The organism is Methylobacterium sp. CM6247 (assembly GCF_054817925.1).
The window spans coordinates 4,705,430-4,729,808 of the sequence record NZ_JBTXKX010000003.1 but is presented as its reverse complement, the minus strand read 5'-3'; the positions used below and the strand labels follow the sequence as shown (position 1 = coordinate 4,729,808).

13 protein-coding genes, 1 tRNA gene and 2 pseudogenes are annotated in these 24,379 nt (G+C 63.2%); 12 read left to right on the top strand and 4 right to left on the bottom strand.

The window, feature by feature from the left end:
- Positions 1–38: 38 nt before the first annotated feature.
- On the bottom strand, positions 39–7,484 hold the full coding sequence (locus tag ACYQOP_RS23415; protein WP_461224442.1) for an SDR family NAD(P)-dependent oxidoreductase: 7,446 nt from the start codon (positions 7,482–7,484) through the stop codon (positions 39–41).
- Positions 7,485–8,187: 703 nt separating this feature from the next.
- Here ACYQOP_RS23415 and ACYQOP_RS23410 point away from each other — a divergent pair.
- From ACYQOP_RS23410 to ACYQOP_RS23400, 3 genes and pseudogenes are all read left to right on the top strand, one after another.
- Positions 8,188–8,262 (top strand) — tRNA-Val (locus ACYQOP_RS23410).
- Between the two features lie 283 nt (positions 8,263–8,545).
- On the top strand, positions 8,546–9,769 hold the full coding sequence (locus tag ACYQOP_RS23405; RefSeq protein WP_461224440.1) for a DUF1800 domain-containing protein: 1,224 nt from the start codon (positions 8,546–8,548) through the stop codon (positions 9,767–9,769).
- A gap of 244 nt (positions 9,770–10,013) precedes the next feature.
- Positions 10,014–11,248: pseudogene (locus ACYQOP_RS23400) on the top strand (DUF1501 domain-containing protein).
- A 37-nt stretch (positions 11,249–11,285) separates the two neighbouring features.
- On the opposite strand, the gene ACYQOP_RS23395 reads toward ACYQOP_RS23400, so the two are convergent.
- Positions 11,286–11,705 carry a PilZ domain-containing protein gene (locus ACYQOP_RS23395; RefSeq protein WP_056429175.1) on the bottom strand — a complete coding sequence of 140 codons (420 nt, stop codon included), beginning with the start codon at positions 11,703–11,705 and terminating at the stop codon, positions 11,286–11,288.
- Between the two features lie 503 nt (positions 11,706–12,208).
- On the opposite strand from ACYQOP_RS23395, the gene ACYQOP_RS23390 reads away from it, so the two are divergent.
- The 5 genes from ACYQOP_RS23390 to ACYQOP_RS23370 all read left to right on the top strand — a co-directional run bounded on the left by ACYQOP_RS23390 (position 12,209) and on the right by ACYQOP_RS23370 (position 17,341).
- Entirely contained in the window at positions 12,209–13,891 is a 1,683-nt protein-coding gene (locus tag ACYQOP_RS23390) for a type I secretion system permease/ATPase (RefSeq protein WP_246747927.1), read from the top strand.
- A complete protein-coding gene (locus ACYQOP_RS23385; protein ID WP_461224437.1) occupies positions 13,891–15,234 on the top strand; it encodes an HlyD family type I secretion periplasmic adaptor subunit in 1,344 nt (447 codons plus the stop codon). The genes ACYQOP_RS23390 and ACYQOP_RS23385 overlap by 1 nt, the downstream gene beginning before the upstream one ends.
- 232 nt (positions 15,235–15,466) lie before the next feature.
- Positions 15,467–15,592: a type B 50S ribosomal protein L36 gene (gene ykgO, locus ACYQOP_RS23380; RefSeq protein WP_003601867.1), complete on the top strand. Its 126-nt coding sequence runs from the start codon at positions 15,467–15,469 to the stop codon at positions 15,590–15,592.
- 84 nt (positions 15,593–15,676) lie between these two features.
- Complete coding sequence (locus ACYQOP_RS23375) at positions 15,677–16,321, top strand: tetratricopeptide repeat protein (RefSeq protein ID WP_461224434.1); 645 nt, start codon at positions 15,677–15,679, stop codon at positions 16,319–16,321.
- 6 nt (positions 16,322–16,327) lie between these two features.
- A complete protein-coding gene (locus ACYQOP_RS23370; RefSeq protein WP_461224432.1) occupies positions 16,328–17,341 on the top strand; it encodes an alpha/beta fold hydrolase in 1,014 nt (337 codons plus the stop codon).
- Between the two features lie 7 nt (positions 17,342–17,348).
- Here the strand turns inward: ACYQOP_RS23370 and pyk are convergent, their stop codons facing one another.
- Entirely contained in the window at positions 17,349–18,785 is a 1,437-nt protein-coding gene (pyk, locus tag ACYQOP_RS23365) for a pyruvate kinase (protein WP_056429184.1), read from the bottom strand.
- Between the two features lie 192 nt (positions 18,786–18,977).
- On the opposite strand from pyk, the gene ACYQOP_RS23360 reads away from it, so the two are divergent.
- Complete coding sequence (locus ACYQOP_RS23360; RefSeq protein WP_461224430.1) at positions 18,978–19,124, top strand: hypothetical protein; 147 nt, start codon at positions 18,978–18,980, stop codon at positions 19,122–19,124.
- 48 nt (positions 19,125–19,172) lie between these two features.
- A protein-coding gene (locus ACYQOP_RS23355; protein WP_461224428.1) for an IS5 family transposase occupies positions 19,173–19,942 on the top strand; the annotation gives its coding sequence in 2 pieces (ribosomal slippage) (positions 19,173–19,488 and positions 19,488–19,942; 771 coding nt in all).
- Between the two features lie 231 nt (positions 19,943–20,173).
- Here ACYQOP_RS23355 and ACYQOP_RS23350 read toward each other — a convergent pair.
- A pseudogene (locus tag ACYQOP_RS23350) lies at positions 20,174–20,414 on the bottom strand (IS3 family transposase); the annotation flags it as partial.
- Between the two features lie 740 nt (positions 20,415–21,154).
- On the opposite strand from ACYQOP_RS23350, the gene ACYQOP_RS23345 reads away from it, so the two are divergent.
- Both ACYQOP_RS23345 and ACYQOP_RS23340 read left to right on the top strand, forming a co-directional pair.
- Positions 21,155–22,219 (top strand): tetratricopeptide repeat protein, encoded by a 1,065-nt coding sequence (locus ACYQOP_RS23345; RefSeq protein WP_461224427.1) that lies wholly within the window; start codon positions 21,155–21,157, stop codon positions 22,217–22,219.
- Positions 22,220–22,322: 103 nt separating this feature from the next.
- Entirely contained in the window at positions 22,323–24,350 is a 2,028-nt protein-coding gene (locus ACYQOP_RS23340; protein WP_461224425.1) for a hypothetical protein, read from the top strand.
- Positions 24,351–24,379 lie beyond the last annotated feature (29 nt).

The following is a 24,379-nucleotide window of genomic DNA, read 5'->3' as shown; positions in this document are numbered from 1 at the left end:
CCGCCGAACGCGACCGGCCTTTCGGCCGGCCGCGCGGATCATGGCAGAATTTCTTTGATCTGGAGACTGTTCTGCTCGACGAGCTCGTGGAACGGCTCGAGTGTGCGGACATCCACGCCTTCGCTGGCATGGCGCTGGGCGAGGCTCATCACCGCCGCCGAGGCCTCGTCGACCGGCGCCGCCACGGACTGGATCAGCGTTTCTGCCAGTTCGACGACGGTCAGGCCCGAGGAGATACCCGAAGGCGGCGCGTCGAGGGCGAAGCGCTCCTGCAGGCTGGCGCCCAGTTCCACACCCATCAGCGAGTCGAGGCCGATCTCGGAGAGGTGGCGGACACGGCTGATATCGTCCTTGGGCAGACGCAGGATGCGGGCAATGTCCTCAACGATGGCATCGGACACGGTCTTGCGCACCGCATCGAGGTCCAGGCTCTTGAGCAAACCACCGATATCGATGGCGGTCACGGTGCCGGATTCCGCCTGCTGGTCGGAACCGAGATCGCCGTAGCTCGGCGAGCGCATGGTCGCGAGACGCTCGCGCGCCTTGCCCCAATGCATCGAGGCAATGGCCAGGACAGCATCGTCGGGTGACGAGCCTTGCCCTTCCAGGGCCTCGGCCATGAGGTCGAGGGAGCGGCGGGCATCCATCGGCGTCACGCCGACGCGGCCGGCCAGGGTCTCCATCACCGCGCGGTTGCGCGCCAGTACGCCGACATCGCCGATCGCGCCCCAGGCGACCGCGAGGGCGGGCAGTCCCAGCGCCTTGCGACGGCGGGCAAGCCCCTCCATGAAACCGTTGGCGGCGACGTAGGCACCCTGTCCCGGATTGCCGATGAAGGTCGTGGCCGAGGAGAACAGCACGAAGTAGTCGAGCTGCCGCTCGCGGGTGGCTGCATCCAGATGCTCGGCGCCGACGACCTTCGGGCGGATGACCGCGTCGAGGGCAGCCGCGTCGAGATTGGCGATGAGGCCATCCTGGAGCACCATCGCCCCATGGATCACGCCCGCGAGCCTGCGGCCGTCGCCCTCGACCTCGGCAAGGAGATCGTCCACCGCCTCGCGACTGGTGATGTCGCAGGCCATCGCCGCGACGCTGACGCCGCGGACAGCCAGATCGGCCACCACCTGCTTGGCCTCAGGGCTCGAGGCGCCCTTTCGGCCGACCAGAACCAGGTGACGGGCTCCCCGGTCGGCAAGCCACCGGGCCGCCTCGATGCCGAAGCCGCCAAGCCCTCCGGTGATGAGGTGGACGCCTTCCGACGAGACCCGGAAATCGGACTTGCGCTCGACCACGATGCTGCCCGGCTTCGGCGGGGCGATGACGATTTTCCCCACATGCCCGGATTGCTGCATCAGTCGGAACGCGTCCGAGACCTCGTCGGCGGTGAAGGGCTGGAACGGCAGGGGCTTGAGACCGCCTTCCGTGAACAGGGCCATCACCTCTCGGAACAGACGCGCCCCGTCCTCGCCCTGGTGCTGGAGCACCTGATCGAGATCGACGCCGAAATAGGAGAGGTTCCGGCGGAACGGGCGCAGGCCGATATGGGTGTTGGCGACATAGTCGCGCTTGCCCAGCTCGATGAAGCGACCGAACGGCTTCAGGCAGTTCAGGCTGCGTTCCATCGCTTCGCCGAACAGGCTGTTCACCACGATGCCGACCCCGTCGCCCGTGATGCGGCGGACTTCGTCGACGAAGGCGAGGGAGCGGGAATCGAGGACGTGCTCGGCCCCGAGAGCCTTCACCAGCGCACGCTTCTCGCGCGACCCGGCGGTGGCGATGACGCGGGCTCCCTTCAGCTTGGCGATCTGCAGGGCGGCGAGCCCGACGCCACCGGCACCACCATGGACCAGCACCCATTCGCCGCGTCGCAGCCGGGCGCAGCTGACGAGGCTATAATAAGCGGTGAGGAAGGCGACCGGCACGGTCGCCGCCGCCTGCGGGTCGAGGCCAGGCGGGCTCGGCGCCACCACGAGCTCAGGCACCACGATATGGGTCGAGAAGCCCGATTGCGCGAAGGCGACGACAGGGTCGCCCACCTTGAAGGCGGCGACACCCTTGCCGACCGAGACGACGCGACCGGCGACTTCGAGGCCGAGACGCGGACCGGCGAAGCCATCCTCCAGGATCTCCTCCGGGAGCATCGACAGGGCCCAGAGCACGTCGCGGAAGTTGAGGCCCGTGGCCTCCACGGCGATCTCGACCTCGCCGCGTCCGGGCGTGCGCCGCTCGGCCGGTCCCCAACGCATGTCGTTGAGGCCGCCGGTGACGCTGCGTTCCAGCTGCGCGGCTGGAGCCGCTACGGCATCGGAGGCGGGACGGCGTGAAAGCTGCCCCGGCGCGAACCGGATCACGCGGGTGGCGTCCGCGTCGAGGATGATCTCCGTCTCGGTGGTGCCGGACAGGATCACGTCACGCAGGCGCTCGGATGCCTGCTTGCTCGTCATCGCCGCGGTGAGATCGATGCGGCGAATGTCGAGGGTGGCGACCTCGTTGGCGAGGGTGCGGGTGAAGGCCCAGAGGCCCGCTTCCACCGCTCCGTCGGCGTCTCCGTCATGACGCGTCGCGCCCGGACAGATGACCCAGAGGCGGGTCTGACGGGTCCCGAGATGTTCGACGCAGCGCTTGAGACCGAGGCAGCGTTCGCGCAACCGGTCGGCGGCGTCGCCCTTGGTGTCGAAGGCTCCGGCGAGGAACACCACCGTATCGGGGGTCTCGCGTTCGAGTTCGAGCAGCGATTGCTCGGAATCGAGGATGATAGAGACATGGACACCGGCGGCGACGAGGAGCGTCGCCAGCGACGAGGCGGTTTCCGCCGCGAAGGAATCCTGCGACCCGATGATGAAGGTGAAGGTCTGGCCGGTGGAGGCCTTTGCCCGTACCGGTGCCTCGGCGAGGAAGAGAAGATCGTCGCCATTGGCCGAGACCGCCCGGTCGACGGCGACGCGGACGAGACCGGTATCGCTGAGCGAACGCTGCCAGCCGGTGATGTCGTCGAGGCGTCCCAGGGGCATCCCGTCCAGACTCTCGAACCAATCGGGCAGCAGACCGAAGACGAGGTCGCGGAAGAGCGAAGCGCCCGGCTCCACCGCCAGCAGGAACCCACCCGTGGCGAGGGCGTCGGCGATCTTGCCGAGAAGGCCGCGCTCGGTCCGGTGCAGGACGTTGCTTGCCAGGATCGCGTCGAAGCCGCCTTCCGTCAGGTCGGCTTCGTCCTCGATCACGGTGACGCCGCGCGGCAGGGCGAGGCGGGCGCGTTCGGCGAGGCGGCGATCGGTCTCGAACACCGTAAGGTGCGCGGCGATTCCATCGGCGATGGCGGCCGCCTGGGCCGAGAGCGGCCCGAACCCGAGCTGAAGCAGGCGCAGGGACCGGTCCGTCGGAAGGTCGGTGCGGGCGCCGTCGAGAATACCGGCGATCACATCCGAGGATGCGCGGGCGCTGGCGCTGCGCAGGACGAAGGCGTCGAGAGCGTTCTGCGACAGGGTGGGCTGGCTCGCGAGATCACCGTCGAGGAGGCGGGAGACGACGGCGCCGAGATCCGCCGTGAGCACCAGTTCGGCGGACAGTTCGGGATGGTCGGCCGCGATCCAACGCATGATCTCGTCGGGGGCGGGCAGGGTCACGTCCTTGCGCAGAGTCCAACGCGTTCCGTCGAGGGTGGCGAGCCCGCTGCTCTCGAGGGCGTAGAGGGCGTTCAGCAGCCAGGGCCGCATCGATTCCGGCACACGATCGTCGATGGCGACGGTGCCTGAGCGCTGCAGCCCTTCGGCCATGCGGTAGGCGAGGGAGGTGGCCCAGCCTTCGAGGAGAAGATGGCCCGGCGAGAGTGCAGCATCGGCGGGCGCGAGAGCCGCCTTGATGCCCGGACGGACCGCATCGGCGATGCGGGCGCGGCGATCGAGGGGGATCGCGGTCGGCTCCGTGGCGAGTTCCGACCTCTGCGCGATGGCGTAGGCGGCGAGATCCTGGCCGGACTTGGCGCGCAAGGCCTGGAACCGGCCTTCCCGCAGGGTCGCGATGACGTCGCCGGCCTCATCCACCAGGGTGAAGTCAGCGAGAATGCTACGCTCGTTGCAGCGCCGCGTGCGGATCATCGCCCGGGCGATGACGGCACCGGGCCGGATCAGCCGGATCTCGCCGAAACGCACCGGCACATAGGCCTTGGTCGATCCCTCGCCCAACAGGTCGGCGAAGAGCAGGATCAGGCCGTGGAAACAGGCATCGAGCCGCGCCGGCACGAGGCCGAAGCGCGGATCCGGCTCCGCCGGCTTGAGTTCGGAGACGATCACGGTCTCGTCCACACGGGCACTGAGGGCCACTTGGCGGAAGCTCGGCCCGAAATCGAGACCTGAGGCGGCTGCGAGACGATAGAGAGCCTCGCCCTCGACGGCGTTCTCGGCCTGGATGACAATGTCCTGCCGGGGACGCGCCGCGAAGGTGCCGTCCACGATCTTGGCGGAGGCGTGCAACTGCCAGCCCGCCTGGGTCAGCCGAGGCCGGCTGAGGATCTGGATCTGGTTGGCGCTGCCCGAGAGCCGCACGGCGACTTCGCGGAGGGCGTCCTCACCGAAGACCATCGGCGACTGGATTTCGAACTCGGCGAGGACGACGTCGTCGCTGCGCATCGCCTCGCGGGCGACGCCCAAAGCCATCTCGATGAAGGCCGCACCGGGCAGGATCGCCTGGCCGTCGATACGGTGATCATCGAGTTCCGGCACCGTGGCGATGTCGAGATGGCCGTTCCACTCGAGGCCGTCGGCCGAAAGGCGCGATCCGTAGAGCGGATGATAGGCGCGGGCCGTCGCGGCGCCCACGCCTTCCGAGGTCTCCGACAGCCGGAACGGCCGACGCTGCCAGGGATAGGTCGGAAGCGCGACATCGCCCTTCGGGTTCTCGCCGAAGACCGCCGCCTCGTCGACGGCGGCACCGTGGACAAGGGCCGAGGCCAGGGCGCGGGCGAAGGGGTCACTGCCAACGGGTTTGTTGGTGAGGACGCCGACCGTTGCGTTCTCGATGCCGAGGGGCTCGATGCAATCGCCGATATGCGGCAGCAGGGTCGCCCTTGGGCCGACCTCGACGAAGATGCGGGCGCCCTTGCGGGTCGCTTCCTGGACAGCCTCGCAGAAGCGCACCGGCTCGCGGATGTTGCGCCACCAATAGCCGGCGTCGAACTCCCCGCCCTGCAGCACTGCCCCGGTCACGGTGGAGACCATGGGGATCGTGCCGGGATGCGGCTTCAATCCTGCGAGATCGCGCAGCAGCGGCTTCTCGGTCGGGTTCATCAACCGGCCGTGGAAGGGGTAGGCGAGGTCGAGCTTGCGACCACGGCGGCGCTTGCGCGCCAGCGCCTTCATGGCCGCGTCGATATCGGCGACCGGGCCCGCCACGGTGACGGCCTTCGGGCTGTTATAGGCGGCGATGTCGAGGCTCGGATAATCCTCGAGGAAGATCTCGATTTCCTCCACGGGTGCCAGCAGCACCGCCATGGTGCCGAGGCCGCGCGTCGTCTCCTGATGCTGGCTGCGGTAGAAGATGACCTTCACCGCCTGTTCCAGGCTCAGGATGCCAGCTCCCTCGGCCGCCGCGATCTCACCCACGCTGTGCCCGAGCACGTAGGACGGGACGAGACCGGCGGCCTTCAGGGCCGTGGTCGAAGCGCTGGAAATAGCGAAGATCAGTGGCTGCGAGACCCGCGTGAGGACCATGCGCTCGGCCAGATCCTCGGCGAACAGGGCTTCCTTCAGCGACCAGCCCGAGATCTCGGCGAACAGGACGTCGATCCGGTCGAAGGCCGACCGGTAGATGGCGTTGCGGTCATAGGCCTCCCGGCCCATCCCCACCCATTGGCTGCCATTGCCGGAATAGACGAACGCGATCTCGGCGCTACGGTCGACGGCGGTGCCGACCCGGGCGATGTCGGTCTCCTCGGCATCGGCGACCGCGCGCAACGTGGCGGGCAGGTCTGCGTTCATGGGCATGGCGAGGCGGGTCGACAGTCGCTCGCGGCGATGAGCGGCGGCGGCGGCGATCCGCACGGTCTCGGCGGAATCTGCGCGTTCGAACCGATCGGCGTAGTCGAGAGCGAGTTCGTTCAGCGCGGCGCGGCTCTGGGCAGAGAGGAGTAGCAATTCTGGCCCGCGCCCGGCATCGCTCGCGGCGGAGGCCGGCGCGCCGTCGGTGAGGACGATGTGGGCGTTGGTGCCGCCGAAGCCGAAGGAGTTGACGCCGGCGAAACGCTCACCCCGGCCACGCGGGATCGCCAGCGGCGCGGTGACCACCGAGAGATTGAGCTTGGTGAAGGGAATGTCGGGATTGAGAACGGTCGCATGCAGCGAAGGCGGCAGCAGATCGTGCTCGAGGGCGAGACTTGCCTTCAGAAGACCGGCGAGGCCCGAGACCGGCTCGGTATGTCCGATATTGCTCTTGATCGAGCCGATCGGCAGCGGCTCCTTGCGGGGCCGGCCGATCTTCCCGCCGATGGCGCCGGCCTCGATCGGGTCACCCACCGCCGTGCCGGTGCCGTGCGCTTCCACGAAGGCGACCGCATCGAAATCGATCTCGGCCTCGCGATAAACCTGTTCGAGCAGCGCACCCTGTGCGTAGCCGGAAGGCAGGGAGATGCCGGTGGTCCGGCCGTCGGAATTCACGCCGCTCGCCGCAATGACGCCACGCACGGTATCGCCGTCGCGCGAAGCGGCCCGCGCCGATTTCAGGACGAGAACGACGCCGCCCTCGGACCGGACATAGCCATCGGCATTGGCCGAGAAGGCTTGGCACAGCCCGGTCCGCGACAGCATCTGCGCGTTGGAAAAGCAGATGAAGTTGAAGGGGCTGGCGAGCAGGTTCACGCCCGCCACGACCGCGGTGTCGATCCGGCCACTGGCGATCGCCGCGACGGCGGCATCGAGCGCTACGAGCGAAGAGGAGCAAGCGGTATCGACGGTGAAGCTCGGCCCCTTCAGGTCGTAGATGTAGGAAATCCGGTTGGACAGGATCGAGAGCGTGTTGCCGGTCGCCGCATAGGCATCACCCGAAGAGGTATCGAGGACGCGCAGGTTTCCGTAGTCAAGGGACGAGGCGCCGACGAACACCCCGATCTGCGACCCCGCCACGGCGGAGGGACGCAGGCCCGCATCCTCCAGGGCCTCCCAGGTCAGTTCGAGGAGGAGCCGCTGCTGCGGGTCCATCTGCTCGGCTTCGCGGGGCGAAATGCCGAAGACGCCGGGATCGAACGACCAGATGTCGTCCAAGACGCCCGCCGACCATGTGTAACTCTTACCGCGCTCCTGCGCGCGTGGATGGCCGAACCGCTCCAACGACCAGCGATCGTCAGGGATACGCCCGACGGCGCAGCGGCCCTCGCTCAGAAGCTGCCACAGGCCATCGACGCTTGCAGCGCCGGGCAACCGGCACGAACGGCCGACGATCGCTATGTCTGTACGCTTGATCACGTTCGGTTCGCACACGCTCTTGATCGAGGACATCGCCGTCTCGCACCTGCAGCGGACAACCGACGTGAGGATGCATAATATGCAGCCGGAACCGTGTCCAACCCATGGCAGCTTTGCTGCAGCAGAGAGACAGGGGGGATTTCGAGATACGGATAGTTTCACGGGCTGATAAAAATCACACAGTCATGATTACGGCAGCATTCAATATAGGCCGCTACTTCAACGGCACGTCTGAAACTGTACAAACCTATCCCGCATCGGCATAATATAAAACATTATTAACGCACCGCGCCATCGGTTTCCAGAATTATTATTGTATTACTACAATAAAAAAATCGACACTTAGTAACAAACGTGACTTAATTTACATAACTCAACAATCTATGCATCGGAAAATCCCCAATGCTAATGCGCCCGTCATATTTGTGATACTATAGTAAAAGGTGATTTATAGCATATTCTTCGACTATCATGAAGGTGTCGATTTTTCATTTTTCTTATTGATAATGCCTGGAGTAAAAATCCACTTACGCTCCGTCACGATATTCATTCAAGCACCTCTATGCTGCACCGCAACATAAATGCCTCACCTAGAGCTCGATGGGATAGGGTGGTCCCATCGAAGAAAACGCGACCCGGATCAAAGGAACGCCTGCTTTCCGCGAAAAGGCCCTTGACGCCCGTTCCAGCCGAAAGCTATACGCCGCTCCTCGCTGCAGCGGAAACGCTTCAGCCGGGGCGCGTAGCTCAGCGGGAGAGCACTACCTTGACATGGTAGGGGTCACAGGTTCGATCCCTGTCGCGCCCACCATTTCCCTTCGGGTGAGATGGACGAGAGAACAAAAGCCCCGGAAACGGGGCTTTTTCTCGTTCTGGCAGCCCCTCCGTCGTGAACGCACGGCTTGCTCGTACGGCGAGGCTTTCGTGTCCATCGCGCCCTAGGCAGCGAATGGCGGTTGTCTCATGCCAGCCACTGTCACGCTTGCGTGAGCCGCCGTCCCGGTCACAGAACCGCCTCAGACAAAGAGTGTAAGGCGAGCGCTTTCATTCGGCGCCGGGCATCTCGGCCACCGTGCCGGATGCCGGAGATCACGATGAGCCGAAACTTGGCATTCTCGAATGCGGTCGGACGGTTCGGCCTCGGATGCAGCGCCATCGATCTGCGCGCCCTCGACGATCCGCGCGGCTACGTTCGCGCACAGCTCGACATGTCGGTGACGGCGCCCGAAGCCAAACTGATGTCAACGACCGATCAGCTGCAGGCAATGATGCATCGTCGTCAGCTTGCGAAGCAGCGCCGCGAAGCGATGGCGGATGCGGACGGTGCCAAGGTCAAGCCAGGCAGCAATATGCAAGATGGTGCCATGGCGATGGCACCCGGCACAGAGCCATCAATGGGTGGCGGCATGATGGAGAACGACTCCCAGGCCAAGGCCACGCAGGGGTCGATCATGAAGAGCGCCGATGAGCTGATCATATGGCTCAGACTGGCGGCGACCGAGGCACCACTGCACGAGCGGCTGTTTCTACACTGGACCAATCACTTCACCATCGGGGCTGGGAAGGGGAAATCCAGCCTTACGGCGGGTTCGTTCCAGCGCGAAGCCATTCGGCCATTCATTCTCGGCCGCTTTCACGACATGGCCAAGGCGGCGATCCTGCACGCCTCCATGCTCTATTATCTCGACAACGCATCCTCGATCGGCCCCGATTCCAAGGTCGGGCGCATCAAGAAATCCGGCCTCAACGAGAATCTCGGACGCGAGGTGCTCGAACTCCACACACTGGGCGTCGATGGCGGCTACAGTCAGGCCGACGTCACGGCATTGGCCTCCGTCCTCACGGGCTGGACCGTGGATATCAGCCCAAGATCCGAGACTTTTGGCGAGGTGGTGTTCCGTGAACGCCAGCACCAGCCTGGGCCGAAGACCATCCTCGGTAAGCGTTACGCGGAAGCGGGAGCGGAGGAGTTTCCCGCGGTCCTAGCCGACCTCGTGCGCCACCCATCCACGGCACGCTACGTGACGCGACGGATGGCGCGTGCGTTCGTATCGGAAAAGGCGTCGGACTCTCTTCAGAAGAATCTCGCCAAGGTCTTTCAGGACAGCGACGGCGACCTAAAGGCCGTGACCGCCGCGCTGATCCAAAACGACGAGGCCTGGACCGCCGCTCCCGTGAAGCTCCGCTCGCCGATCGAGTTCCTCGCCGCGACCGGTCGCCTCCTCGGACAAGCGCCGGTTAGACCATCGCCGAAAGCCTCGCTTCTCGCGATGGGCCAGCCGTTCCTGGCCGCCCCGTCACCCAAGGGATGGGCCTAGGAAGACGATGCCTGGGCGACCTCGGATGGCATCAAGAGCCGGATCGACTGGGCGCAGCAATGCGCGACGTTCAACGCGAACCATATCGATATCCGCAAACTCGTGGACGACCGGATCGGCAGCTATTTCTCGGACGAGACCCGGCGCGTGATCAGGCAGGGCGAAAGCCCCGAACAGGCATTGGCCCTGCTGATGCTCAGTCCGGAATTCCAGCGGCGCTAGCCGGTCGAGAGGCGATGACCCCATGAACCCTCAGGAACACGCCCACCTGCCGACGCGCCGCAACCTGCTGCTCGGCGCCGGCGCCCTCTTCGCCTGGCCCTATGTGCCCAAGGTCTGGGCCGCGTCCGGCCGCGACCCGCGCTTCCTAGTGGTGGTGCTGCGCGGTGGGCTCGACGCCTGTCGGCGGTGATGCCGGTGGGCGATCCGCAATTCGCTTCGATCCGCTCCGGCTTCAAGCTGTCACCGACGCACACGCCCTTCCGGCTCGATCCGCTGTTCTCGCTCAATCCGGCCATGCCGAACCTGGCCGATCTCTATGCCAAGCGCGAGGCCACGCTGTTCCATGCCGTCGCTACCCCCTACCGCGCCCGCTCGCATTTCGACGCGCAGGAGGTCCTCGAGAACGGGATGACGCGCTCCAGTTCCGGCGTCGATACCGGTTGGCTCAATCGCGCACTGTCCCTCGTTCCCAAGGCCAAGGGCATCGAGTTGCGGCCGGCCAAGGCTCTCTCCGTCAGCGCGACGACACCGCTGATCCTGCGTGGTCCGGCCCAGGTCGAGACATGGCAGCCGCAGACTCTTCCCTACGCCTCGGCCGATACGCTGATGCGGCTTCAAGCGCTCTACGACGACAAGGACCAGGCCCTGGCAAATGCCCTGCGCGAGGGTGTGCAGGTCGACGATTTCATCGCCTCGGATCCGAGCATGGCGGCGATGGGCAAGCAGCCGTTGAGGGGCCCCAACAGCTTCGCCTCGGCCGCCCGCGCTGCGGCCTCGCTCATGGCGCCCGTCACCGGCCCCCGCATCGCCGTGATGAACTTCGACGGTTGGGACACACACTCGTCCCAGGGCCCCTATGAGGGGCGTCTCGCCAGGAACCTGGCCTCCCTCAATGCCGGAATAGCGGCGATCAAGGAGGGACTCGGCGCCTCCTGGGCACAGACCTCCGTTCTGATCGTCACGGAATTCGGGCGCACCGTGCATATGAACGGCTCCTCCGGCACCGATCACGGAACGGCGACGGTGGACTTCCTCGTCGGAGGCGCGGTGGCAGGGGGACGGGTGATCGCCGATTGGCCGAGCCTGAAGGAAAGCGCCCTGTTCGAAGGTCGCGACCTCGCGCCGACGACGGATCTGCGCGCCGTGATGAAGGGCCTGCTGATCGATCAGTTCGGGTTCGAGGAGAAGGTCCTGTCGGAAAAGATCTTCCCCGGCAGCGAGAAGGCCCCCGGCATGAGGGATCTGCTTCGGGCCTGACATGCGCGAGGCGCAGAGACTACGCCATCGGCCCTCGTCAAAAGATGGAGGGGGTCCGTCTGCGCGAAGGGATGCCGACGCCGCCCGGTTCATCGACGTTTGGGGGCGCCTCTACGGCGATCTCCACGGCCGGGGGCAGCTGCGCGACCTGTTTGGCGCGAGACGGCGCCACCTTCCCGACGCGCTCGATCCTGACGCCGACATAGTCGCCCCGCCTCCAGGCGAGCTTCACCATGCAGACGAAGTCACGGCCGATGATGCGGAGCAGAAAGGAAGGCGGCAAAGCTTGGTAGGACGGGATGCCGAGCTTGGCACCGGATTTGGAGACGTCCTTCACGGTGCAGGGGATTTCGCTGCCGTCCGGAAGGCGGATATTAGCGATCCAGTTGGTTGAGTTCCGGTCCTCGCGCCGCGGCACCGGATCCTGCGACTCGCCCGTCTCTTTGTCCGACCGCACTTAAGACGCTCCGGCGTTTCGCCATTACTCGCATCGGCATAAGCCGAGAACGTTTACGGACATCTACTGGCAATCGGAATTTCTCGCGGTGCTTGGCGGCCGATACGCGAGGTCGCGCGATCCGAAGCATAAGGCATCGCGGACATCATCGTCGCCGGATCGGCCCAGATGCGAGGGGACTTCGCCGGTCAATAGATGCACCTGATCACCCCCACGAAGGCTGGATTGGACCATCATAGGCGCTGCTGGAGAAGCGCCCGCCGGACGCAGGCGGTCATAATCCAACCGCACGGGCATGTTTTCGAGTTCTCGAATTCACACTTTTCTTCTAAGAGGAAGAGAGTGTCCGACCGCCGTTCGCAAACGGTATCGCAGACTTTCCTACGAACTAAGCTTGACAATCGAACGTGACGGCGGGGGCGGCAGTGGCTAAGGGGCGGGAATCGGCCGAGATCATTTCGGCGTTGGCAAGTTGCCGGACAGCGTTCATCGGCGTCGCGGTGATGAGCGGTTTGGTCAACATTTTATATCTGACCGGATCGTTCTTCATGCTCGAAGTCTACGACCGCGTCATTCCGAGCCGCAGCGTGCCGACACTGGTCGGCTTGGTGATCCTCGCCCTCGTCCTCTACGGATTTCAAGGCATTCTGGAGACGATCCGCTCGCGTATCCTTGCACGCGTCGGCGCGTCTCTGGACGAAGCCCTCAGCGCGCGGGTGTTCGACATCGTCGTACGGGCTCCCCTGAAGGGTGCCACCCCGGGCGACGGGCTGCTGCCCCTGCGCGATCTCGACCAGTTGCGTGCCTTCCTCGGCGGCACGGGCCCCTCGGCCTTCTTCGATCTGCCGTGGATGCCGATCTACGTCTTCATCTGCTTCCTCTTCCACCCCCTCATCGGCGTCGCCGCACTCGTGGGCGCGGCGGTCCTGGCCGTCCTCGCCCTGACCACGGATCGCTCGACGCGTGGGCCCTCGCAGACCGCCACCGCCCACGGCATGCGCCGCAACGGATTGGCAGAAGCCGGCCGCCGCAATGCCGAGGTGCTCGCCGCCATGGGAATGCAGGGACGTTTCGCCGATCGCTGGGGTGGTGCCAACCGCGACTACATGCAGTCGCAGATGAACGTCTCGGACGTCGCCAGCGGTTTCGGTGCGGGCTCGAAAGTGTTCCGCATGGCGCTGCAATCGGGTGTGCTCGCCCTCGGTGCATGGCTCGTCATCAACAATCTGGCTTCGGCCGGCGTCATCATCGCCTCGTCGATCCTCGTCGCCCGTGCCCTGGCTCCCGCGGAACTCGCCATTGCCAATTGGAAGGGATTCGTTCAGGCGCGCCAGAGCTGGGCGCGGCTCTCGGAGCTGTTCGCGCGCCTGCCCGCCGCCGAACAGCCCCACGCGCTGCCCGCTCCGTCGCAGAGTCTCGTCGCCGAGAACGTCACCCTCGCACCGCCCGGCACCCAGCGCATCGTCGTCCAGGATGTCAGCCTTTCGCTGCAGCGCGGACAGGGGCTCGGAATCATCGGCCCGAGCGCGTCGGGTAAGTCCAGCCTCGTCCGCGCCATCGTCGGCGTCTGGCCTCCCGTTCGCGGCAAAGTCAGGATCGACGGCGCGGCCATCGACCAATGGTCCAGCGCCGATCTCGGACCGCATATCGGCTTCCTGCCGCAGGAAGTGGAGCTGTTCGCGGGCACCATCGCCGAGAACATCGCGCGGTTCGATCCCAACGCACAATCGGGCGCCGTCATCGCGGCGGCCAAATCGGCGGGAATCCACGAGATGATCCTGCGCCTCACGGAAGGCTACGACACCCGGATCGGGGAGGGCGGCGCCGGCCTGTCGGCGGGTCAGCGCCAGCGTGTCGGCCTGGCGAGGGCGCTTTATGGCGACCCCTTCCTCGTGGTGCTGGATGAACCCAACTCGAATCTCGACGGGGAGGGCGAGAATGCCCTGACCCAGGCCATCGTCGGTGTGCGGCAGCGCGGCGGCATCTGCATCGTCGTGGCGCACCGCCCCAGCGCCCTGGCGGCCGTCGACATGATCCTGATGATGGCCGACGGGCGGGCCCAGGCCTTCGGCCCCAAGGACGAGGTGCTCAAGCGCGTCCTCCGGTCGACCCCGGCTCCCGCCGCCGAGCCCGTCGCCGCACAACGAACCGGCGCGAACGTCGCCACCCTGCAGGAGAGCGCGTGATGGCCATCGCACTGTCGCCCGTCGGACTTCCCGCCGCCCAGGTCCGCCCCACGGCCAACGGGTCCATCCGCCGCCACCTTGCCGTCGCCATCGGTGTCGGCGCCGTCCTCGTCGTCGGCATCGGGGGCTGGGCCACCTTCACGATGATCTCGGGAGCGGTGATCGCTCCGGGGCAGCTCATGGTCGAATCGGATGTGAAGAAGGTCCAGCATCCCACCGGCGGCGTCGTCGGTGAGTTGCGGGTGAAGGAGGGCGCACGGGTCAAGGCCGGCGACATCCTGATCCGCCTCGACGAGACCCAGACCCGCGCCAATCTCGACATCATCCTGAAGGCGCTCGACGAATTCGCGGCCCGCCGCGCCCGCGACGAGGCGGAGCGTGACGGCGCATCCGAGATCACCTTCCCGGCGGATCTCCTGGCCCGCAAGGCCAAGGATCCGTCCGTCGCGCATCTGGTGGACAGCGAAACCCGCCTGTTCCACGCCAGGGTCGCCGGCCGCGAGGGCCAGAAGGCGCAGTTGCGCGAGCGCGTCTCCCAGCTCGGCGAAGAGATCAAGGGCCTCACCGAACAGGCCGCCGCCAAGGAGCGGGAAACGGCGCTGATCGGGACCGAGCTGAAGGGCGTGCGCGAGCTCTACGGCAAGAACCTCGTGCCGCTCTCGCGCGTCACGGCGCTCGAACGCGACGGCGCCCGGCTGCAGGGCGAGCGCGGGCAGCTCATCGCCTCCACCGCATCGGCCAAGGGAAAGATCACCGAGATCGAACTGCAGATCTTCCAGATCGATCAGGACATGCGCACCGAGACCGGAAAGGAACTCGCGGAGATTCGCGGCCGCTGGTCGGAATATGTCGAGAAGCGCATCGCCGCGGAGGATCAGCTCAAGCGCATCGACATGCGCTCGCCTCAGAACGGCACGGTCCACCAGCTGACCGTGCACACGATCGGCGGCCTCGTGGTTCCCAGCGAGCCGGCGATGCTGATCGTGCCCGACGCCGACAAGCTCATCGTCGAAGTAAAGATTCAGCCGCAGGACATCGACAACGTCCGCGTGGACCAGCGGGCGGTCCTGCGCTTCCCGGCCTTCAACCAGCGGGTGACGCCCGAGATCGACGGGATCGTGAGCCGGGTTTCCGCCGACGTCTCGCAGGACCCGAAGAGCGGCATGACCTACTACACCGCGCGCATCCGCATGACGGAGGATCAGGTGGAGCGCCTCGGCAAGGTCCAGCTCGTGCCCGGCATGCCTGTGGAAGCGTTCATGCAACTTGGGGACCGCTCGGTCATCTCCTACCTGACGAAGCCTCTGACGGACCAGATCGCCAAGGCTTGGCGCGAGCGTTGACGGCTCCGAGAGGCGAAGCATGGAGACCCCGACCATGCGTCGGGGCGAGAGTTTTAAGAATCCGCATCATGGGCAGGTCGGTTGCATCTTGCCTTCAGGCGCTCAAGCCTGATATGGCAACCGCCTTTCCGCGATGCGTGAACTGCCATCGCCGAGGACGCCTTACCGAGGTGCCTCGTTCCCGAGACCCTATGGACAGGCGGCGGGCTCAAACCCGGCCGACGTGAGACCGATGAAGATTCGCAACTCCCTCAAGTCCCTCCGTGGCCGTCACCGCGACAACCAGCTCGTGCGCCGTAAGGGCCGCGTCTACGTCATCAACAAGACGCAGAAGCGCTTCAAGGCCCGCCAGGGCTGAGGCTGCGGGCTGCCCGGCAATTCGGGGCAGCCGCGTCAAGCCAGCCTGTTGACGGCGGCGTGAAGGGCGAGGAAGCTCGCTCTCATGACGCTGTCCCGGTACCTCGGCATTCTTTTCAACGCTGCGCTCCTGAGCGCCGCGTTTTTTTCGTTCGGGGCATCGTCCGCCGACGCTCTACCTCAAGCGAGTCAGGGCCGGGAGACCGGACAGGTCAAGGAAACCGAGAAGGATGCACCCAGGAAGGTGCAGGCGCCGAGCCTCGAAGATCTCTATGCGAGGCTGAAGGCGTCCGAGGACGATGCCGAGGCCAAGGGTATCTCCCGCCTGATCGAGCAGCGTCTCGGGCGCTCCGGCAGCGCCACGGCGGATCTCCTCACCGAACGTGCCCGCCAGGCGATGTCGGGCCGCGATTATGCCCTCGCCGTCGAGTTGATGGACCGCGCCACCACCCTTGAGCCGCAATGGGCGGAGGGCTGGAACCGCCGGGCCACGGTGTTCTGGCTGCTCACCGACCAGACCAATGCCGTGGCCGATCTGCAGCGGACGCTGGTGCTGGAACCACGACATTACGAGGCCTGGGCGGCACTGGGCCGGATCTACCTATCGATGGATGACAAGCGCCGTGCCCTCGACGCTTTCAGGCGCGCCTCTGCCATCTATCCGCGCATGGAGAAGCTCCAGAGCGCCATCGACCGGCTTGTCCCCGAGATCGACGGACGGGACCTGTAACCGGACATGGTTCTTCTGCACTGGCTCGGCCTGATCGCGGGCGCGATGCTCGGATTGATCGTCAGCGTGCTCGCGGCCGGCGCTCTCGTGACCTTGATCGTCACCCTGCGGGTCGGCACCAAGTTCCCGCCGCTCGGCCCTTCCATGGAAGTGGCGGGCGGACGGCTCGCGACGATCCAGGCCGGTCCGAATCCTTCCTCCAGGGGAACCATCGTGGTCCTGCATGGGGCTTCGGCCAATGCAGCCGATCCGATGGAAGGTGTCGGCCGCAGGCTCGCAGAGAGCGGTTTTCGCGTCATCGCCTTCGACAGGCCGGGATACGGCTGGAGCGACCGCCTCGGCGACCGCGATATGGCGAGTCCGGCGGCACAGGGACACGCCATCGCGCAGGCTATCGAAGGTATCGGGACCGGCCGCGTGATCCTGATGGGGCATTCCTGGGCCGGTGCGCTGGCCACCGCCATTGCCCTCGACCATCCGGAGGTCGTGTCCGGCCTCGTGCTGGTGGCGCCGGTGGCGATGCCGTTTCCCGCCATGGCGCCTCTGCCATGGTATTACCGCCTCGCGTTGAAGCCCCCGGTCGCTTGGCTGCTCAGCCGCACCGTCACGACACCGCTCGGCCTCTATTATCTCGAACGCGCAGGGCGTGCGGCCTTCCGGCCGCAGGAAATTCCCGGAGATTATCTCGACCGAAGCCGCTCAGCCCTGGTGCTACGCCCCGCGACGATGCTGGCGAATCTCGAAGACCTGATCGGCCTACCCGCAGCCTTGGCGGCCCAGGCTCCGCGATACGGTACGATCGCCGTGCCGACGGTGATCGTCTCCGGCGATGCGGATGCCGCCGTTCCGGCGACGCGCCATGCGGAGCCTTTGGCCAGGACTATCCCCGGCGCGCGCCTCGTTATGCTGCCAGGCATCGGCCACATGGTGCCCTATATGGCGACGGATGCGCTCGTGGATGCCATTGAGCGCCTCGCCGCCGAGATCGGCGCGACGGAAACTGAACCCGTCGCGCCCTGACAGTCGATCAGGCTCTCGCGGCGTGATCGCGGGTGACGAAGGCGATCCGCACCAGGTTGGTAGCGCCCGGGGTCCCGAACGGCACGCCCGCCACGACGATGACCCGGTCACCGATTTCGGCGAAGCGTTCGCGAACGGCGAATTTCGCCGCGCGGAAGGCCATGTCGTCCACGTCGCTCGCATCGTTGGTGACGATCGGGTGCGTGCCCCAGCACATGGCCAGCCGCCGGGCGGTCTCGCGCTTCGGCGTGAGGGCGATGATCGTGGCGTTGGGCCGCGAGCGGGCGAGACGCAGGGCCGTCGATCCCGAATGCGTCCAGGCCATGATGGCGGTGAGGCCGAGAGCACCGACCATTTGATGCGCCGCCGCCGCGATGGCGTCCGACGCGGTGGCATCGGGCTCGGAGCGCTGCGCCGTCAGGATCGTCCAGTAGAGCGCGTCGCGCTCCACCTGCTCGGCGATACGGCTCATCATCGAGATCGCCTCGATCGGGAAGGCGCCGGAGGCGCTCTCCGCCGACAGCATCACCGCATCCGCGCCCTCGTAGACTGCCGTCGCCACGTCCGAGACCTCGGCGCGGGTGGGGACCGGCGCGGTGATCATCGATTCCAGCATCTGGGTCGCGACCACGACGGGCTTGCCCAGACGCCGCGCACCACGCGTGATCCGCTTCTGCACGCCGGGCACCTGCTCGAGCGGCATCTCCACGCCGAGATCACCACGCGCCACCATGATGCCGTCGGAGATCTCGATGATCTCGTCGAGACGGGTCAGCGCCTGTGGCTTCTCGATCTTGGCCATGACCAGCGCGCGGCCGGCGGCGACCTTCTTCACCTCGGCCACGTCCTCGGGGCGCTGGACGAAGGAGACCGCGATCCAGTCCGCGCCGGCATTGAGGCCGGCCTCGAGATCGCCGCGGTCCTTTTCGGTCATCGCCGCAACCGGGATCACCGTGTCGGGCAAGGACACGCCCTTGCGGTTGGAAATCCTGCCGCCGATGACGACCTCGGTCACCGCGCGTCCCTCGGAGACTTCGGTCACGACGAGGCGCAGCTTACCGTCATCAATGATGACGACGTGGCCGGGCTCGAGCGCGGACAGAATCTCGGGGTGAGGAAGGTAGACGCGATGGATGTCGCCCGGCGTCGGATCCGAATCGAGCACGAAGGAGGCCCCGTTCTCGAGGATCGCGCTGCCCTCGGCGAAGGCGGCGACCCGCAGCTTCGGGCCCTGGAGATCCACCAGGACGGCGATGGGCCGGCGCAACTCGCGCTCGATGGTGCGGATCACCTCGATCTTCTCGGGCAATTTCTCGCGCGGAAGGTGGCTCATGTTGAGCCGGAACACATCCGCACCGGCGCGGAACAGTTTCTCGATCATCTCCGGCGTATCGGAAGCCGGACCGAGGGTGGCGATGATCTTCGTGCGGCGCGAGCGTTTCACTCCGGTCTCCCATTTTCTTATGATTCCGCCCGTCGTGACCGACCGGACGAATGGAGGGCGAGCGGTCACAAGCACCGGGGCGGGTCGCGCGTCAAGGTTCCGCACCTTCACCCCAGGGCTTCGACCTCGGGTTAGCGGCGGTTTACGGGGATGCTGACTCTGTTAGGGGAGCGCCGATTTGAAGCCCCCCGCATGAACCTCAAGACGCTGGACGGCCTGCCGCCGTCGCGCCTGAAGACGCTTTTCGATAATTCTGAGGCGATCAAGGACCGGCAGGTCTTCTGCCAAGTGGCTCATCTGCTACCGGAAGGGATGCTCCTAGGGCCTGTCGTCGCCTGAACAGATTGGCTGGGCTTGCGTTTTCGTCGCTCTGATGGAGGAGGGACGATGCTGAGCGACGCGCAATGGGCTGATCTGGAGCCTCTGGTTGAAGCCTGCCGGCCCAAGGCCAAAACGCCTCCGCAGGATCTGCAGCGTACGCTTTCGGGCATCCTTTGGCGGCATCAGAACGGGGCCAAGTGGCGGGCCATTCCCGAGGAATTGGGACCCTGGTGGCGGGCCGCCCAGATATTCATCCGCTGGTCGCGTGCCGGCGTCTGGGAGCGGCTTCTTCACCTCGTACAGGAACGCGGCGTCCAACTCGGCATGGTGTTCCTCGACGGCACGAACGTGCGGGCGCACCAAAAGGCGGCGGGAGCCGCCAAAAAGGGGGATCTGCGGCCGAGCGAGACGCTCGTGAAGCTCTTGGCCGCTCGCGTGGCGGCTATGGCACCAAGGCTTGCGTGATCGCCGACGGGCGGGGCCGCGCCATCGCCTTCCGGCTGGCGCCCGGTCAGGCCCATGAACTACCTCACGCTGTTCCCCTGCTCGACCAACTGCCGGGGGTGCCCAAATGGGTCATGGGGGACCGCGGCTACACCAGCCATGTCTTTCGCGAGCACATCTGGGGTATGGGCGCTCGGCCTGCGATCCCGCCTCAGCGCCACGAAGCGCCCGTGGCCTGCCCGGATTGGATCTACAACAACCGCAATCAGGTCGAGCGCCTCTGGGCCAGGCTCAAAGAGTGGCGCGCCATCGCCACCCGCTACGAGAAGACCGCCGTCAGCTTCATAGGCGTCCTCTTCCTCGCAGCCGCCCTCGCTTGGCTCAAGCGATGACACGCCCTAGTGGTATGCGGTACGATCTGCGATTGCGAGGATTACGAACTGATCGTGGAGTGGGGCGAGGCCCACTTGCCGATCCTGCGAAACCATCCGCCCTACCATCACGGCGCGCCGGGCAGTCACTGGCTTACCCTCCGGATGAACCGGATCGATAAGCATTTAACTGGTTCGGTTTTCCAAGAGGCTATTCGGTTTGGGTCAGGCGGCCAAGGCTTGGATCTCGGTTTAGGCATAGTAGCGCGCTTCGGCCTTGGCGGGAGGGATAGTCCCGATAGGTTCTAGCCGGTGGCGGGTGCCGAACCAGTCGACCCATTTGACGGTGTCAAATTAAAGGGCCTCGTAGCTCCGCCACGGGCTACGGCGATGGATCACCTCGGCCTTGAACAAGGCGGTTGATCGTCTCGGCGAGGACATTGTCGTTGCTGCAGCCCACGCTTCCAAAGGACGGCTCGATGCCGCTCTCAGCCCGGGGCTGCCGGAAGAACCAGCCCGTATGCATCGCGGTGCTCGTCGATGAACGCGTTCCTTGTTAAAAGGGGTGGTCGAGCTCGGCAAACGTAAAATACCCCGACGCCTTCCGAAGGATCTCACTGCGCAGTCCTTCGGTTCGTTGGCTCGGCGCAGTTCGCGTTCTCGCGCTCCAGTCCCCTTAATCCGCTCGCGTTCGCCCATATTCGAGCAGCCCTCAAGGTCCTTGTCCCGTTCGGACTCCCGGATCATGTTCCGAAGCGTCGCGCCCCAAGCAGCCGATCCTGGCCGCACTCGAGTTGATCGCCGCCCGTTGCGAGACATGCTCGACTTGATAGTCCAACACCATCCGTACCGCTCGGGCACCGACCTCAGGAGAACACGGTGGGGTTCAGTAGTGGTAAACAGTACCTTTTCATGGCAAAAACCCAACCGTACCAAGGCCAAAGTTCAATTTAGCCCACAGGAACCAGGTCAGCCGCCGCAATGGCACAAGGGCCTACCAAGCCAATTGCAGACGTGATAGCTGGGCAAAGGCGCAATGGGAGAATGTAACAAAAGGCCGCAGCGATTCAGCACAACCCCCGAATTTCGTTAATCCAGGGCCGAGATTAAGTATAGATATGCTAAAAGCATGAATATACTAGATTATCACTTGATACAAAAATGCTATACGAGGATCAAATCTTTTAATTATATCAATCGTAACAATGGACGGAGACGACCAGCGAGGACCGAATGTCATCAGATGACCCAATGACTACCTTGATTTTCGACGGTAAAGACGTGAGAATATTGCACTCGCTAGTAAGTGGCAGCAAAGATACGCTCATTATAACATTTACCCCATTGGTTCATAAAGATTTTGACCCACCTGTAGGTTTTGGACAAGCGTTTTTTGCAAAGCGTGGCTATGATTGTTTGTGCTTCATCAGTGAGCGACCTCATTGGTGGCAAGTATCTGAAATCTTCGACGCCTTATCCCATGCTGTCAAGATATCAAGCCAATACAAGCAAGTTGTTTGCTACGGATCGAGCATGGGCGCCTACGGCGCTTTGATGTTTTCAGGTGCTTTATCTGCGACAGAAATTATTGCAGCCGCACCTCAATTCTCCATCGATCCAGCGAAAGTTGAATTTGAGCGGCGCTGGGTACACCACGCAACCAAGCTTAAATTCATTTATGACGACATGAACGCATCAATTTCCCATAACGCGAAAAAGTTCATCATCTACGACTTTAATTCTATCGATCGAAAACATGTTGATCTGATTCATACGACAAACGTCGTGCGGGTTGGGTTACCACTCGTAGGGCATGCTCCGCTTGCATCGCTTGCCCATCTAGATTTGCTTAAAGGAACTATTTTAGATATTATTGATGGAACTTTTGTCGCCAAAGACCTCCTTATAGACATTAGGGACCGCCGCCGCCAAAATCCGGATTATTGGTCTGAATTGGCACAGGCTCTATATAGCAAACGTCGATATCAGGGGGCTCTTGCTGCGTCTCAGCGTGCGATTGCGTTGGCGCCGGACATTATTAAGCCTAGATTGAGATTGGCCCAGACGCATATGCAGCTTGGGGATATTGAAATGGGACTGTCAGAGATTGAAAGTGCGGTCGCACTTCGCCCGCGACATGCTGGTGCGAGGAAGTCCCACCTGATTATCTTGACAAAAGCCATCCGCGTGCTGCGCAATAAACCAGACACGCTACAAATACTTCGAGCCCGTTACGAGTCTAGAATTGCGAAAGATCCCGAAATTCATATCCTATTCTCAACTCACGCGATGGTATAAGATGGTTTTTAGATAGGTCAGCAAAAATAAGTACATGCATTAATCCCGAGCGAACAGAAAATTAGACGAGTTTTGAATAATCCTCGAACGAAGGAGAGATACGTTGACACCCGAAAATTTCATTAAGGATTTCAGGTTGGTCCTAGCCGGGCATTCGAAAAGAAGCCCGAAGCTTGACGAACTGAAAATTCTACAGTCCGCTGGTTTTAAACTGATGGAATTAACTGACGACAGATCCGATACGCAGTCTTCGGTGCTGGAAGCGATGTGTCAGATTTGTCTCAATCTACACGACCACGAAGCCCTTGTCTCGCTCTTCGAAAGGGCACTCGCAAAAGATATAAAGTTCCGTCCCCTCCATTTTAATTTGCTTGCGAAAGCATGTGAAGATGTAATGAAAGCAAAAGGCGGGGACCCGTCTCTGAAGGAAAGACTGAATAACGTTCGGTACGCAATTTTACATAGCGGTAGGAAGCTCAGTCCGACAATGATTTTTCGCCTTTCCTCAGCGGGCGAGCCGGCAGATAAAATTACGGAGCAGCTTCAAAATATACCTAACGCAGAGAGGACGTCGGCGCAGCAGGTGCTTCTCGCAGAAACGCTAATCGAGAAGTGCGATAGTGGCAAAGGAGATGCCGAAGCTTTCGTTCAGGCGCTGACTTTCGTCGATGAAAATCTAGAATCCCTTGAACTGGAAGGTGAGCGACACCGACTCCTAACTTGGCTGGCAATACTTCTGTCTGCAAAATATCTGTTCCTGGCTATCAATGGGCAACCGGATGGTGAGATAGGTATTGTTTTGCGCAAGCTACGCAATCTAGACGATAGCCTCCGCCAGCCTTTAGCAGTAGTTCGCCAATCTATGCAGCAGCTCGCAATGAAAAGCGAGCAAGCAAAATTTCGATACCTTAGATCAGTAATTAACATCGAAGCCGTCTGGCGCTATGAATACGCCGAAGGTCGGGAGTTTCGTGCATTTGTATTCAACGAAGTTCTTGACGCCTTGAGTGCAGGCCAAACTTATGGCATAAATCCGAACTCAATTGCTTTACGACTATTCCGTTGCATGGGTCAATGTGAAGATTTTTGGGTTTCTGAGAGCTATCGGAAGGAAACCCTGACTCGGTATTTCAATGTAATTGACAAAATCGAGGAGCCTCGTCGTTCTGTCATCAAAGGCATATGCCATCTTGCGCTCGACGAGCAGCATGAGGCAGAAATTTTGTTCGCACAGCGTCGCGGGAGCGAGTACGATACGATCTTCAATGGTTCGGGACACGTCACATTTATTCCGTCGAAGAAGGCCGACGAATATCTTGATGGGCCGTCGGCTGATCTCCGTTATTCAGCCGAAGCGTCAAGTTTTAGATTTGTAAAGCCTTTGAGCTACGAACCAAGCACTCTGACTGTTGTCGCTTGCGCTGACCCGCGCTACTTAAAGAAGTATTATTCAAGTTACACGGAAAGTTTGTTTCAAAAAGACAGAAGCGCTCGCGCTCACTTCCACCTACTTGGCGACGTAGAATCTGTAGATGAAGACTTGATGGGTCTCATAATGGCAAATGATCGTGTATCACTATCAACCGAAGACCCGCCGGTTAAAGCACCTTATTATTACGCTACGGCCCGGTTCCTTCGAGTACCCTTGTTCATGCAGGCCGCTGGCGGGGATGTGCTTCTGACGGACATGGACATCAAATTTTCAGAGTCTCCTTCTGAAATTAGGCTACGCTGGCAGTTGACGGGAACAATTGGGTTGCGGCTCTATGACAAGATTCGCTCGTTTCGTTCCCAGCAATTCATCACGCTTCGCCCTCCCCGTATGGAGACTTGGGGCACGCTTAACGCCTCCTGTCTCTATTTCGGCCGTGGAGATGACGCCACCGCATTCGCAGAAAGTCTATCACAGATCTCACATCTGTTTTTAGCCAGCTTCCAAGACAGTGCAAATTCAAATTGGTGGATCGATCAGAATATCATATTTGCAACGCTGCGCGTATCTAAAATACGGGCTCCTTCGCTAAGGATCTTTAATCTGCTCGATGTCGGCATCCCTTTCGGGATGTTCCGCCTGAACGAGAAGTCGTCCCTGCCGGCATATGGTCATCATCCCGCCATGCCTCGTATATAAGCGCACAGGACGGTGACCATGAGCCTCGG

What these genes read in the sequence shown, in the direction of transcription:
- ACYQOP_RS23390 (WP_246747927.1), top strand. Translation starts at nt 12,209, where the DNA reads ATGAGCGGTTTGGTCAACATTTTATATCTGACCGGATCGTTCTTCATG.
- ACYQOP_RS23405 (WP_461224440.1), top strand. Translation starts at nt 8,546, where the DNA reads ATGAGCCGAAACTTGGCATTCTCGAATGCGGTCGGACGGTTCGGCCTC.
- ACYQOP_RS23360 (WP_461224430.1), top strand. Translation starts at nt 18,978, where the DNA reads ATGAACCTCAAGACGCTGGACGGCCTGCCGCCGTCGCGCCTGAAGACG.
- ACYQOP_RS23345 (WP_461224427.1), top strand. Translation starts at nt 21,155, where the DNA reads ATGTCATCAGATGACCCAATGACTACCTTGATTTTCGACGGTAAAGAC.
- ACYQOP_RS23385 (WP_461224437.1), top strand. Translation starts at nt 13,891, where the DNA reads ATGGCCATCGCACTGTCGCCCGTCGGACTTCCCGCCGCCCAGGTCCGC.
- ACYQOP_RS23375 (WP_461224434.1), top strand. Translation starts at nt 15,677, where the DNA reads ATGACGCTGTCCCGGTACCTCGGCATTCTTTTCAACGCTGCGCTCCTG.
- ACYQOP_RS23415 (WP_461224442.1), bottom strand. Translation starts at nt 7,484, where the DNA reads ATGTCCTCGATCAAGAGCGTGTGCGAACCGAACGTGATCAAGCGTACA.
- ykgO (WP_003601867.1), top strand. Translation starts at nt 15,467, where the DNA reads ATGAAGATTCGCAACTCCCTCAAGTCCCTCCGTGGCCGTCACCGCGAC.
- ACYQOP_RS23370 (WP_461224432.1), top strand. Translation starts at nt 16,328, where the DNA reads ATGGTTCTTCTGCACTGGCTCGGCCTGATCGCGGGCGCGATGCTCGGA.